Consider the following 13,408-nt stretch of genomic DNA (forward strand, 5'->3'; position numbering starts at 1 on the left):
ATTAAAAGAACGAATGCCATCCGAGTAATGTTTAGAGCCTGTTTTAATTTTCTTTCCAAAGAACTCTCCAAAGAGTGCCGGACAAAATTGAAACAGGCTCTTAACAAAATGAGCTATTTTTTCGACCCGAAAAGAAGATTTGTTACCTTTGCATTTGTTATGAATGATAATCCGAAAAGCCCGATAGCCGATATTCAACGGCAACAACTCCTTCTACGAATGGAGTACGAATACGAGAAAGAGGAGTTCAAACGGCAAACCGAAACAATGGGTGTAGCCCGAAAAGTAAAACGGGGCTTGTGCTGGTATCCCGTCTCTCCCGGCCGAAGTTATTATAATTCCCTGAATCAACTTGTAATAGATATCAACCGTACCGAAAATAAAGAAATAGAACACTCTTTCGAGTTCGGACGTCCCGTCTGCTTTTTCCATCAGTCGCTTGAGGGGAAAATAAAGTATATGAGTTTCACCGCTACCGTCAGTTATGCGGATGAAGAGCGGATGGTGGTTGTATTGCCCGGAGCGGGAACTTTGGCAGAACTGCAAACCAACGACGTGCTTGGCGTACAACTTTACTTTGACGAAACATCTTACCGGACGATGTTTGAAGCATTGGAAGATGTCGCCCGTGCCAAAGGCAACCGGTTGGCAGAACTTCGCGACATCCTGCTCGGCACACAAAAACCGAGATTCCGCGAACTGTATCCGATGCGTTTCCCGTGGCTGAACAGTACGCAGGAAGCGGCTGTCAACAAGGTGCTCTGCACACGCGACGTTTCCATTGTACACGGACCACCGGGAACCGGAAAGACGACAACACTTGTCGAAGCCATTTACGAAACCTTGCACCGGGAGCCGCAAGTGCTTGTCTGTGCACAAAGCAATACCGCCGTCGATTGGATTTGCGAGAAATTGGTAGACCGGGGAGTGGCTGTACTCCGCATCGGGAACCCGACACGGGTAAACGACAAAATGTTGTCTTTCACCTACGAACGACGATTCGAAAATCATCCGGCTTATCCGGAACTATGGAGCATCCGTAAGTCGATTCGTGAAATGAGCGGAAGAATGCGCCGGGGAAGTTACACCGAACGGGAAGGAATGCGCAACCGCATGAGCCGCCTGCGCGACCGTGCTACGGAACTGGAAATACTCATCAATACCGAGCTTTTCGACAGTGCCCGCGTCATTGCTTCTACTTTGGTAAGCAGCAACCACCGCCTGCTCAACGGACGACGATTTCCTACCTTATTCATAGACGAAACCGCCCAAGCACTCGAGGCCGCCTGTTGGATTGCCATCCGCAAAGCAGACCGGGTAGTCCTCGCCGGCGACCATTGCCAGCTTCCGCCTACCATCAAATGTATAGAAGCCGCCCGTGGAGGACTGGAACGTACATTGATGGAAAAGGTAGTTCAAAAAAAGCCGGCTGCCGTCTCATTATTGAAAGTGCAATACAGAATGCACGAATCCATCATGCAGTTTCCTTCCGACTGGTTCTATCACGGTGAGTTGGAAGCCGCTCCTGAGGTACGGTATCGGGGAATACTCGATTTCGACACGCCAATGAACTGGATAGATACTTCGGAAATGGACTTCCACGAAGAATTTGTGGGCGAAAGTTTCGGACGTATCAACAAACAGGAAGCAGAACTGCTTTTGCAGGAATTGGAAACATACATCGGCCGAATCGGCAAAGAACGGATATTGGAAGAAAGAATCGATTTCGGATTGATTTCACCTTACAAAGCACAGGTCCAATATCTGAGAAGCAAAATCAAAGGGAGCAGTTTCCTGCGTCCTTTCCGCAGCCTCATCACCGTGAATACGGTAGACGGTTTTCAAGGGCAGGAACGGGACGTTGTTTTCATCAGCCTTGTCCGTGCCAACGAAAACGGCCAGATAGGATTTCTGAATGACCTGCGCAGAATGAATGTGGCTATCACCAGGGCACGAATGAAACTCGTCATACTTGGAGACGCCGCTACACTGACCAAACATCCTTTTTACAAGAAACTGATGTCGTTCATCCAAAAGGAGGATTATTAAATAAAAGAGATGGGACTCAGCACGGAATTCCAAGACTTCCGTGCTAAATCCCACCCAAGCAATATCCCGACCGGATTAATTATTCTCCGGGCGAAGTTTGCGTACGGTAACAGCCGTCTGCCACATTTCGCTTTCACGCAGTTGGCGGAGTTCCTCGTTCAGTTTCTCACGGTAATCCGGTTGCGAATTGCTGTCAATGGAAATCTGAGCTTCGTTGCCGATCTTAACGCTGTGATACAACTTTTCAACTACCGGCTTGATGGCATCATGGAAAGGCCCCATCCAGTCAAGAGCACCACGCTGAGCAGTAGTAGAACAGTTTGCATACATCCAGTCCATACCGTTCTTTGCGAAAAGCGGCATCAACGACTGAGTAAGTTCTTCTACCGTCTCGTTGAATGCTTCGGAAGGAGAATGACCATTGTCGCGCAAGACTTCATATTGTGCCAGCAACAAACCCTGGATAGCACCCATCAATGAGCCGCGTTCACCTGTAAGGTCAGACGTAGCTTCACGCTGGAAAGTCGTTTCAAACAAATAGCCCGAACCGATACCGATACCCAGAGCGATGGTTCTTTCGTAAGCCTTACCGGTAGCATCCTGGTAAATAGCATAAGAAGAGTTCAAGCCGCGACCTTCAAGAAACATGGTACGCAAGGAAGTACCCGACCCCTTAGGAGCAACCATGATAACGTCGATATCGGCAGGAGGAACAACGCCCGTACGGTCGTTCCAGGTGATGGCAAAACCATGAGAGAAATAAAGTGCTTTTCCAGCAGTCAGATAAGGCTTAAGGGTAGGCCATACGGACATGACCGCCGCGTCGGACAACAGACACATGATGATAGTACCTTTCTCGCAGGCTTCTTCAATTCCGAACAATGTTTCGCCCGGAACCCATCCGTCTGCCACTGCCTTATCGTATGTTTTTCCTTCACGCTGCCCAACGATTACATTGAAACCGTTGTCACGCAAGTTCAATGCCTGTCCGGGTCCCTGAACGCCATAACCGATAACAGCTATTGTTTCGTTTTTCAATACTTCGCGAGCTTTTTCCAATGGAAATTCGTCACGAATCACTACTGTTTCAACAGTTCCGCCAAAATTCAACTGTGCCATTTTCTTCTTTGTTTTTAGTTTCGACAGCTTACGCCATCTGTTATTAATTGATTTTATATTCTACTTATTCAAATACTACTTTTGAGCGGCAGACTACCTCGCTGCCATTCTTCTTCACTTCGACATGGAACTCGTTTTCGTTGACTTCGTCGCAGAAGAACGAAAGTTCATCGCCGAAATAACTTTCCGCTACATAGGCCATTTCAAAACGGCGGATGCGCTTCGTCTTATAAAGTTCTATCGGAAACAAATCGAGGATATGTTCTATGTAACGAATGCTGTTCACATGACCGTTGATGTCAATGTCGCTGTATTTCGCCGTCAGTGTCGCCAACGGCTTGTCGCTTGTCACCTTAATGCGTGAAGACTTCTCTATCGGGCAAGGTTCATCGCACACATAGTCTACGATACTTCCACCGTGCAATGTCAGCAAGTCGGCAGGTTTGCGGGTATTCAGATTAATCATAGCCCATATCGAACGGGCATAGCCTATCCTTTTGCCGTCTTTATCGACAATGGCAAAGTTACGGTCGGTAAACAGGCGATACACATTCTCCACCCACGTCTGCACCGAGAAGTTCTCGTACTGATAAGGCATTTCGTCCAGTTCAATAGCCAATCGGGAAAGCACCCAAGTATAGTTATCCTCGTTCAGCGTCGCAATACCAAACCCACGGTCGGTAGCATGAAAGCCAGCGCAATTCAATAGATGATTGCCAAGCACGCCCATTGTCAGACGTCCGTTGAAATCGACATGAAACGGTTCGGCAATAAATTTGTAAGTTCCTATTTTATCAGATTCACTCATTATTCCTGTTGTTTTTTACTTTGATTATACCTTGTTTCCCGTCCGTCGAGAAACTCATTCACTCGTTCGAAGCAACTGGTAGTGATGGCCACGCGCCCTGAACGGACAAACTGAAGAACACAATCCAGCGCTTTCAGTTCGCCGTAAAGCGAAGTAATCTCTTCACTCATGCCGTTTTTCTCGACAATGGAAAATACAGGATTCACTTCCACCACACGGGCGTTGTACCTGCGTATCACTTTCGATGCTTCCGGGTTCTCCTGAAACTCTGGAGTAGATACCTTATATAGGGCAATCTCATGAAAGTAAATTTCATCTTCCGTAAAGTAGTGCGCCTGGATAACGTCAATCTTCTTCTCTATCTGCTTCACAACCTTCTCTATCGTATCCTTATCCGTCCAAGCCGTGATGGTATATTTATGTACGCCTTTGATGGACGATGCGGATACATTCAAACTTTCAATATTTATCTGCCGACGGGTAAATACAGCCGTTACCTGATTCAACAATCCGGCAAAGTTTTCCGAATGGACGATGATGGTATATAATGTCTTATCACTCATAACTCTATTTTTTATGCGAACCCCGACTTCCGTTAACACTCCAGCAACATTTGATTGACCGAACCGCCCGGAGGTGTCATCGGCAATACATTCCCCTCTTCCAACACACAGGCTTCGAGCAGGAACGGCCCATCGGCAGCCAACATCTCCTCAATGGCTTCCTTCAATTCTTCGCGGGTGAAGACACGTTTGGAAGGAATATCATACGCCGAAGCTATTTTCATATAGTCCGGATTCAACATCGGTGTAAATGAATAGCGGCGGTTGAAGAACATAGCTTGCCATTGGCGCACGTTGCCGAGGTAGTTATTGTTCATACAGATAATTTTCACCGGGGCTTTGCGCTCCATGACGGTTCCCAACTCCTGGATATTCATTTGAAGCCCGCCATCGCCCATAAATGCGCATACGGTACGTTCCGGTGCACCGAACGTCGCGCCGATAGCGGCAGGAAGTCCGAAGCCCATCGTTCCAAGTCCGCCGGAAGTGATGATGCTACGCTCTTTCGTATATTTAAAATAACGTGCGGACATCATTTGATTTTGTCCTACGTCCGTCACCAGCACAGCTTCGTGACGAGTTGCCTCACTCACCGCACGTACCACTTCTCCCATAGTCAAAGCATCCGAAACTGGATAAAGTTCGGGGCGGATTACCTTCTCCTCTTCTACTCGCTCGTATTCCTTGAAGCTGTCAATCCATTCGGTATGGGTATTCTCCTTCAAGAGTTCCGTGACAGCCGCCAATGTATGTTTGCAATCGCCCAACACCGCTACATCCGCTTTCACATTCTTGTCTATTTCGGCAGGGTCGATGTCGAAGTGGATAACCTTTGCCTGTTTGGCGTAAGTAGCGAGATTGCCTGTCACACGGTCGTCAAAGCGCATACCGACGGCAATCAGCACATCGCATTTGTTGGTGTTGATATTCGGCCCCAAGTTGCCGTGCATACCCAACATACCCTTATTCAACGGATGTTCCGTCGGCAAAGCCGAAAGTCCGAGCAGTGTACAGCCGGCAGGAAGGTCCGCCTTTTCAATAAAAGCGCACAATTCACTCTGTGCATTGCCCAATTCAACGCCCTGTCCTACCAATACAAGCGGACGTTCGGCCTTATTTATCAGTTCGGCAGCCGCTTTCAGTGCCTCCCCGTCCATATCAGGCACGGGAACATAACTGCGCACAAAGTCCAACTTCACCGGTTCGTATTTCGTTTTTTCCACTTGCGCGTTCTTGGCAAAATCGAGCACCACCGGACCGGGACGGCCGCTGCGGGCAATATAGAATGCACGTGCCACCGCCCAAGCTACATCTTCCGCCCGCCGAATCTGATAACTCCATTTGGAAATGGGCTGCGTGATACCTACCAAATCGACTTCCTGAAAAGCATCCGTTCCGAGGAAACCGGTTCCCACCTGCCCGGCAATCACTACGATAGGCGTACTGTCTATCATTGCATCGGCAATGCCGGTAATCGTGTTGGTAGCGCCGGGGCCGCTTGTCACCAGGCAAACCCCTACCTCGCCCGATACGCGGGCGTAACCTTGTGCCGCATGGGCAGCTCCCTGTTCGTGACGAACCAAAACATGGTTCAACGTCTGCTGATGATCGAATAAAGCATCGAATACCGGCATGATAGAGCCCCCGGGATATCCGAAGATGGTATTTACTCCCTGATGTTCCAAAGAGCGCATCAAAGCTTCCGCACCTGTTATTAAGTCTTTACTCATTCTTTTTGATATTGAAAGATGTGTATCAATCGATTATTCTCACTGCTCCCTTATCGGCGGAACTTACCAGGCCTGCATATGCTTTCAGGCTCTTCGGCACATAACGCTCCCGAGTGACAGGCGCCATCGGACGTGCCGCCAATTCTTCATCCGTCAGCCGCACGTTAATGGTCCGGGCAGGAATGTCGATTTCGATGATGTCTCCGTCAACAATCTTTCCGATATTTCCTCCTGCCGCCGCTTCGGGCGAAATATGTCCGATACTCAAACCGGAAGTTCCGCCACTGAAACGCCCGTCGGTAATCAAGGCGCACTCTTTTCCGAGATGGCGTGATTTTATATAAGAGGTAGGATAAAGCATCTCCTGCATACCGGGACCGCCCTTCGGGCCTTCGTGCGTGATGACAACCACGTCGCCACTGACCACCCGCCCGCCGAGAATACCTTCGCAGGCTGCTTCTTGCGAATCAAATACTTTGGCAGGGCCGGTAAATTTCCAGATACTCTCGTCTACGCCTGCTGTCTTTACCACACAGCCGTCCTGTGCGATGTTCCCTTTCAGTACGGCGAGTCCGCCGTCTTTACTGTAAGCGTGTTCCAGGTCGCGGATGCATCCGGCAGCACGGTCTTTATCCAATTCTTCGTAGTACGTACCTTGCGAACCGAGTACCAGATTGAATTTATTGGCGGCAGCACTCGAATATATCCCGGCAGCTTTCTCGCTGACATCCGGACGGGTGATGGAATATTCACCGATAGCTTGCGCCAAAGAGATTCCGTCGACGCGGCAAACCGATGTGTCGATAAGTCCGGCTTTTGCCAGCTCCTCCATAATGCCGATAATACCGCCGGCACGGTTCACATCCTGAATATGGTATTTCTGCGTATTCGGAGCCACTTTGCAGAGACAGGGAGTTTTGCGGGAAAGCATATCGATGTCGTCCATCTTGAAATCCACTCCCGCTTCGTGGGCAACCGCCAGCAGATGGAGTACCGTATTGGTAGAGCCGCCCATCGCAATATCGAGTGTCATCGCATTCAGAAATGCTGCACGGGTAGCGATGCTGCGCGGAAGTACGCTTTCATCTCCCTCATTGTAATATTTCATTGCATTTTCCACAATCAGCCTGGCAGCATCCTTGAAGAGTTGCGTACGGTTCTCGTGAGTAGCCACGATGGTTCCGTTTCCGGGAAGTGCCAGTCCGATGGCTTCATTGAGGCAGTTCATGGAGTTGGCGGTAAACATTCCGGAGCAACATCCGCAGGTAGGACAGGCGTTCCGCTCGATATGGGCAACCTCTTCATCGCTTACGCTTTGGTCGGCAGACTTAATCATGGCGTCAATCAGGTCGAGATGCTGCCCGTTCCACTCGCCGGCTTCCATCGGTCCGCCCGATACGAATACGGTAGGGATATTCAGGCGCATGGAAGCCATCAACATACCCGGAGTGATTTTATCGCAATTACTGATGCACACCATTGCATCTGCCTTATGCGCATTGACCATATACTCTACGCTGTCGGCGATGATATCGCGCGAAGGAAGCGAATAAAGCATTCCATCGTGTCCCATAGCGATGCCGTCGTCAATGGCTATCGTATTGAATTCCGCAGCAAAGCATCCCAACTTTTCAATTTCAGCTTTCACCACCTGCCCGATTTCGTGCAGGTGTACGTGTCCCGGTACAAACTGCGTAAACGAATTGACAATGGCGATAATAGGCTTGCCCATCTGCTCTCTCTTCATGCCATTAGCTGCCCATAACGCCCGGGCTCCCGCCATGCGACGACCTTGTGTACTAAACGAACTGCGTAATTGCTTTTTCATTTCCATCTGTCTTTTAAATTGAAGAGCCTTTCCCACATCGGTGAGAAAGGCTCTAAATTCTATCTTTATGATACGGATACATACAACACAAAACCTTTCTCACGCTCTTGATGGCAACACCACGACGCGAATAATATGCAGGACTGCGAGGTTAACGGATGTATGTAACATATTCATATCTTCTTTTCTTTATTTTTTGGGTGCAAAGGTAAGGGCTTTTTTATTATATCCAAACAAATCGAATAAAAAAAACACCAAAAAGCTAATAATTGTAAGTCAACATCGGTATTATGACTTTATTTTATCACTTAAAAGTAGGATTTACAACCATTATATCCGTGTATACCCTGCCGAAACCTTCCGACAAAAGCACTTAATAATCTGAAATTTACATACCCAAGTCCGGTGCACAAGCAAATTATTCGTATCTTTGTCAACCCGTTTTTCGGAGATTTATTAATTTAGAAATATAAAATATCAGATGGAAACAGTAGAAAACAAGTACATTACCGTTGCATACAAACTATATACAATGGAAGATGGTAAAAAAGAGTTGTTTGAAGAAGCAAAAGCCGAACACCCTTTCCAGTTCATTTCAGGATTAGGAACAACGCTCGAAGATTTCGAGAATCAGGTGGTTGCTCTTTCTAAAGGTGATAAATTTGAGTTTACCATCGTAGCAGACAAAGCATACGGCCAGTATGACGAACAACACGTGATTGACCTTCCTAAAAATATTTTTGAAATCGACGGCAAATTCGACAGCGAACACATCCAAGAGGGAAACATCGTTCCTTTGATGACCGGAGACGGACAACGTGTGAACGCCAGCGTAGTGGAAATCAAACCCGACGTGGTAGTAGTCGACCTCAACCATCCGTTGGCAGGTGCCGACCTTGTCTTTGAAGGCGAAGTGATTGAAAGCCGTCCTGCCACTAACGAAGAAATCCAGGAGTTAATCAAGTTGATGAGCGGTGAAGGCTGCGGTTGCGGATGCGACAGTTGCGGTGGCGGCTGCGGCGACCATGAGTGTGGCGACGACTGCGGTTGCGAAGGCGGACACTGCCATTAATCAACAATTTATCAGGCACGGGCGATACGGATGCGCAGTTCATAAGCTAATTGCAGAATCCATATCGCCCGTGCTTTTTCTTTTTCAGTTCCTTATCCTTTGTGCGTCATTATATCGAGCACTACTTTGTCCGTTTCGTTCATAGCCTGTGAACCGATTCTTGTCAGATTGCAGATACTTTGGTCTACGTCTTCATCAATAATCCCCTCCACTGAAGTCACACAACGGTTTTCCATTGCCATCATGGCCGACAATACGGCTGTCGAAACTCCGGTAGTAACCTTCAAAGCACAACTCGGTTTCGCACCGTCGCAAATCATTCCCGTCAGATTGGCAATCATATTCTGAACGGCAAAAGCTACCTGTTCGTAATTACCTCCCATCAGCCAAGTTATTCCACAACTGGAACCGGTAGCGGCTACCACACAACCGCACAGGGCGGACAAGCGTCCCAAACTCTGTTTGATATAGATTACCGTGAGATGGCTCAGCATCAAAGCACGGATAAGCTCCTCTTCGCTCTTATCGTTCTCTTCGGCAAAGACTACGACGGGCAACGTGGCAGATATCCCCTGATTGCCACTGCCGGAGTTGCTCATGACCGGAATCATGGCTCCTGCCATACGGGCATCGCAAGCTGCCGAAGTGTAAGAAAGGATGTGCGAAAACACACTGTCGCCCATCACCTTGTGTTCGTAGGTGCCCCGAAGCATTTTTCCTAAAGAATGTCCGTAGTTGCCTTTGAAGGCCTCTTCGGCGGCAGCTTTGTTCAAGCGGGCAGTATCGAGGATGAAACGAATCTCGTCCAAAGGAGCCGTCAGGGCAAAATCATACACTTTGCGCAGGTTCAGGTCAAGAGAAACACTCTTCTCCTCTTCAGCAGCAGTATGTTGACTGTCAAACAGTACATTTTCGTCTTTGGCTATATATATAAAAGTGGTATGTCCTCCGGCAATGACAGCTTCGGCCTTTTTGCCGCCGGCCTTGCACACCACTTCGATGTACAGTTTTTCGGTGATGTTCTCCTTCAAAGAGATATGAATCCGCTTTTCGGCGATAAACCGTTCGCCTTGTGCCACGGCTTCGGGCGTACAGTCTCTCAATACCTCCAACTGGTATTCCGACTTGCCTATCAATGCTCCTAAGGCAACAGCGATGGGCAGCCCCACCATGCCTGTACCGGGAATTCCCACTCCCATTGCGTTTTTCAAGATATTGGCGCTCAGCAACACCTCTATTTTTTCCGGTTTCTCACCCAGTGTTTCCGCCGCTTTGGCTACACAAAGTGCCACGGCAATAGGTTCCGTGCAACCGATAGCCGGAATTACTTCTTTTTTAACCAGCTCTATGATTTGCTGTCTTTCAAATTCAGTCATGCACTTTCAAAGTTTTGTTTTCACAAAGATAAAAATAGTTTTCCACAAAGTGCATAACCGATGCATAAATAATGAATTCTTTTTTGTATGCTTTCTTTTGCAGAAGATATTTGAAGTTGACAACAATCGTATTGAAAACTTTGTTATATTTGCATACAGTAACTTTTAAAAGCCACAACTATGTTCAATTCATTTGGCAATATCTTCCGGCTCACGAGCTTCGGTGAGTCTCATGGAAAAGGAGTCGGAGGAGTGATTGACGGATTTCCCGCAGGAATCACCATCGACGAAGAATTTGTACAACAAGAACTGAATCGTCGCCGTCCGGGGCAATCCATTCTTACCACGCCACGCAAAGAAGCCGACAAGGTAGAGTTTCTTTCCGGCATCTTCGAGGGAAAATCGACCGGATGTCCCATCGGTTTTATCGTATGGAACGAAAATCAACATTCCAGCGATTACAACAATCTGAAAAGCGTATATCGTCCTTCGCACGCCGACTATACCTACACCGTGAAATATGGTATCCGCGACCATCGTGGCGGCGGGCGTTCGTCGGCACGCGAAACCATCTCGCGCGTGGTAGCCGGCGCTTTAGCAAAATTGGCGCTTCGCCAATTGGGCGTCAGCATCACTGCCTATACATCACAAGTAGGCGCCATCAAGTTGGAAGGCACGTATTCCGACTACGACCTCGACCTGGCGGAGACCAACGACGTACGTTGTCCCGACCCGGAGAAGGCGAAAGAAATGGCCGACCTTATATATAAGGTAAAAGGCGAAGGCGACACCATCGGCGGTACGCTGACTTGCGTCATCAAAGGATGTCCCATCGGATTGGGGCAGCCCGTTTTCGGCAAACTCCATGCTGCCTTAGGCAACGCTATGCTCAGCATCAACGCCGCCAAAGCATTCGAATACGGCGAAGGATTCAAGGGATTGAAAATGAAAGGCTCCGAACAGAACGACGTTTTCTACAACAACAACGGACGGATTGAAACGCATACCAACCACTCGGGCGGTATCCAGGGCGGAATAAGCAACGGACAGGACATTTATTTCCGTGTGGTATTCAAACCCATCGCCACCCTGCTGATGGAGCAGGAGACTGTCAACATCAACGGAATAGACACCACGCTAAAAGCCCGGGGACGCCACGACGCCTGTGTTTTGCCCCGTGCCGTACCCATCGTCGAAGCAATGGCAGCCATGACTATACTCGATTATTATTTGTTGGATAAAACCACGCAACTCTAAATACTTATGGAAGTTATGAACGAAATCAGGAAATACATCGCCGAGAACGAACCGAAGATACTGGAAGACCTATTCAGCCTTATCCGCATCCCAAGCATCAGCGCCTTGCCCGAACATCACGATGATATGCTTGCCTGCGCCGAACGCTGGGCACAACTGCTGACGGAAGCCGGAGCAGACGAAGCACTGGTAATGCCCTCGCAGGGAAACCCGATTGTATTTGCCCAAAAAACCGTAGACCCGAAGGCGAAGACCGTGTTGGTGTACGCCCACTACGACGTAATGCCTGCCGAACCGCTGGAGCTTTGGAAGAGCCAACCGTTCGAACCGGAGATACGCGACGAACATATTTGGGCACGCGGCGCCGACGACGACAAAGGACAATCCTTCATTCAAGTAAAAGCGTTCGAATACCTGCTTAAAAACGGATTGTTGGAAAACAATGTGAAATTCATCTTCGAGGGAGAAGAAGAAATCGGCTCTCCGAGCCTGGAAGCGTTCTGCGAGGAACATAAGGAGCTTCTGAAAGCAGACGTCATCCTTGTTTCGGACACGAGTATGCTGGGCGCGGAACTTCCTTCGCTTACCACCGGCCTGCGCGGACTGGCGTATTGGGAGATAGAGGTGACCGGCCCGAACCGGGACTTGCATTCCGGACATTTCGGGGGCGCGGTAGCCAATCCCATCAACACCCTTTGCCAGCTTATCGGCAAGGTGACGGATGCCGACGGACGTATTACGGTTCCCGGATTCTATGACGACGTGGAAGAAGTGCCGCAAGCCGAACGGGACATGATTGCACATATCCCGTTCGACGAGAAGAAATACAAAGAGGCAATCGGCGTGAAGGAGGTGTCCGGAGAGAAAGGATACAGCACACTCGAACGCAACAGTTGCCGTCCCTCTTTCGATGTATGCGGCATATGGGGCGGATATACGGGAGAGGGGTCGAAGACCGTGCTTCCGTCGAAGGCTTATGCAAAAGTCTCTTGCCGCCTGGTAGCACACCAGAATCATCACAAAATTTCCCGAATGTTTGTCGACTATATCCGCAGCATCGCCCCCGACACGGTGCAGGTAAAAGTGACACCGATGCACGGCGGACAAGGCTATGTCTGCCCCATCTCTCTTCCTGCCTACCGGGCGGCGGAGAAAGGTTTCGAAATTGCTTTCGGCAAGAAACCGTTGGCTGTGCGCCGTGGCGGCAGTATTCCTATCATCTCCACTTTCGAACAAGTGTTGGGAATCAAAACCGTATTGATGGGATTCGGACTCGAATCCGACGCCATCCATTCGCCCAACGAAAACTTCTCGTTGGACATTTTCCGTAAAGGCATCGAAGCAGTGGTCGAATTTCATAAAGAATACGCAAGAATGTAACACTCCGGCCACCCCATCGGAAAACTAAACGAAGAACGGTAGACAGGTTTACAACCAAGCATCTGTCTACCGTTCTTTTGTTTGTGTACGGACAAACCGATAATAGAGAAAGACTAAGGAAAAATTGCCTAAACTTTACATCTCCGTTGCCTAACGACTAACGGCCGGAATGCATAAATTTATTCGTCTGACTATAGTGTCTTTTTCGTCTGACTATAGTTAGACG

10 protein-coding genes are annotated in these 13,408 nt (G+C 48.7%); 4 read left to right on the forward strand and 6 right to left on the reverse strand.

Going from position 1 to position 13,408, the window contains the following annotated elements:
- Positions 1-108: 108 nt before the first annotated feature.
- Positions 109-2,049, forward strand: a complete 1,941-nt coding sequence (locus tag QZ331_RS06335; RefSeq protein WP_294629043.1) for an AAA domain-containing protein — start codon at positions 109-111, stop codon at positions 2,047-2,049.
- A gap of 75 nt (positions 2,050-2,124) precedes the next feature.
- Here the strand turns inward: QZ331_RS06335 and ilvC are convergent, their stop codons facing one another.
- The 5 genes from ilvC to ilvD form a co-directional block, all read right to left on the reverse strand.
- Positions 2,125-3,168, reverse strand: a complete 1,044-nt coding sequence (ilvC, locus tag QZ331_RS06340; protein WP_294629045.1) for a ketol-acid reductoisomerase — start codon at positions 3,166-3,168, stop codon at positions 2,125-2,127.
- Between the two features lie 64 nt (positions 3,169-3,232).
- Positions 3,233-3,976 carry an acyl-ACP thioesterase domain-containing protein gene (locus QZ331_RS06345; RefSeq protein WP_294629047.1) on the reverse strand — a complete coding sequence of 248 codons (744 nt, stop codon included), beginning with the start codon at positions 3,974-3,976 and terminating at the stop codon, positions 3,233-3,235.
- The gene (ilvN, locus tag QZ331_RS06350) at positions 3,976-4,539 is read right to left on the reverse strand and encodes an acetolactate synthase small subunit (protein ID WP_294629048.1); all 564 of its coding nucleotides are present in this window, start codon (positions 4,537-4,539) and stop codon (positions 3,976-3,978) included. The genes QZ331_RS06345 and ilvN overlap by 1 nt, the downstream gene beginning before the upstream one ends.
- A 32-nt stretch (positions 4,540-4,571) precedes the next feature.
- The gene (ilvB, locus tag QZ331_RS06355) at positions 4,572-6,269 is read right to left on the reverse strand and encodes a biosynthetic-type acetolactate synthase large subunit (RefSeq protein WP_294629050.1); all 1,698 of its coding nucleotides are present in this window, start codon (positions 6,267-6,269) and stop codon (positions 4,572-4,574) included.
- A gap of 25 nt (positions 6,270-6,294) precedes the next feature.
- A complete protein-coding gene (ilvD, locus tag QZ331_RS06360) occupies positions 6,295-8,097 on the reverse strand; it encodes a dihydroxy-acid dehydratase (protein WP_294629052.1) in 1,803 nt (600 codons plus the stop codon).
- Positions 8,098-8,578: 481 nt separating this feature from the next.
- On the opposite strand from ilvD, the gene QZ331_RS06365 reads away from it, so the two are divergent.
- Entirely contained in the window at positions 8,579-9,169 is a 591-nt protein-coding gene (locus QZ331_RS06365) for an FKBP-type peptidyl-prolyl cis-trans isomerase (protein WP_294629054.1), read from the forward strand.
- Positions 9,170-9,261: 92 nt separating this feature from the next.
- Here the strand turns inward: QZ331_RS06365 and QZ331_RS06370 are convergent, their stop codons facing one another.
- The gene (locus tag QZ331_RS06370) at positions 9,262-10,545 is read right to left on the reverse strand and encodes an L-serine ammonia-lyase, iron-sulfur-dependent, subunit alpha (protein WP_294629056.1); all 1,284 of its coding nucleotides are present in this window, start codon (positions 10,543-10,545) and stop codon (positions 9,262-9,264) included.
- Between the two features lie 180 nt (positions 10,546-10,725).
- Between QZ331_RS06370 and aroC the strand changes: the two genes are divergently transcribed.
- On the forward strand, positions 10,726-11,802 hold the full coding sequence (gene aroC, locus QZ331_RS06375) for a chorismate synthase (RefSeq protein WP_294629058.1): 1,077 nt from the start codon (positions 10,726-10,728) through the stop codon (positions 11,800-11,802).
- A gap of 15 nt (positions 11,803-11,817) precedes the next feature.
- Positions 11,818-13,182, forward strand: a complete 1,365-nt coding sequence (locus QZ331_RS06380) for a dipeptidase (RefSeq protein ID WP_294629097.1) — start codon at positions 11,818-11,820, stop codon at positions 13,180-13,182.
- The last annotated feature ends 226 nt before the right edge of the window (positions 13,183-13,408 follow it).

This window comes from uncultured Bacteroides sp. (assembly GCF_910586915.1).
GTDB lineage: Bacteria > Bacteroidota > Bacteroidia > Bacteroidales > Bacteroidaceae > Bacteroides.

Bases quoted from the DNA above. Each gene is read 5' to 3' on its own strand.
- QZ331_RS06380 (WP_294629097.1), top strand. From the start codon at position 11,818: ATGAACGAAATCAGGAAATACATCGCCGAGAACGAACCGAAGATACTG.
- ilvB (WP_294629050.1), bottom strand. From the start codon at position 6,269: ATGAGTAAAGACTTAATAACAGGTGCGGAAGCTTTGATGCGCTCTTTG.
- QZ331_RS06345 (WP_294629047.1), bottom strand. From the start codon at position 3,976: ATGAGTGAATCTGATAAAATAGGAACTTACAAATTTATTGCCGAACCG.
- QZ331_RS06370 (WP_294629056.1), bottom strand. From the start codon at position 10,545: ATGACTGAATTTGAAAGACAGCAAATCATAGAGCTGGTTAAAAAAGAA.
- ilvC (WP_294629045.1), bottom strand. From the start codon at position 3,168: ATGGCACAGTTGAATTTTGGCGGAACTGTTGAAACAGTAGTGATTCGT.
- QZ331_RS06335 (WP_294629043.1), top strand. From the start codon at position 109: ATGAGCTATTTTTTCGACCCGAAAAGAAGATTTGTTACCTTTGCATTT.
- aroC (WP_294629058.1), top strand. From the start codon at position 10,726: ATGTTCAATTCATTTGGCAATATCTTCCGGCTCACGAGCTTCGGTGAG.
- ilvD (WP_294629052.1), bottom strand. From the start codon at position 8,097: ATGAAAAAGCAATTACGCAGTTCGTTTAGTACACAAGGTCGTCGCATG.
- QZ331_RS06365 (WP_294629054.1), top strand. From the start codon at position 8,579: ATGGAAACAGTAGAAAACAAGTACATTACCGTTGCATACAAACTATAT.
- ilvN (WP_294629048.1), bottom strand. From the start codon at position 4,539: ATGAGTGATAAGACATTATATACCATCATCGTCCATTCGGAAAACTTT.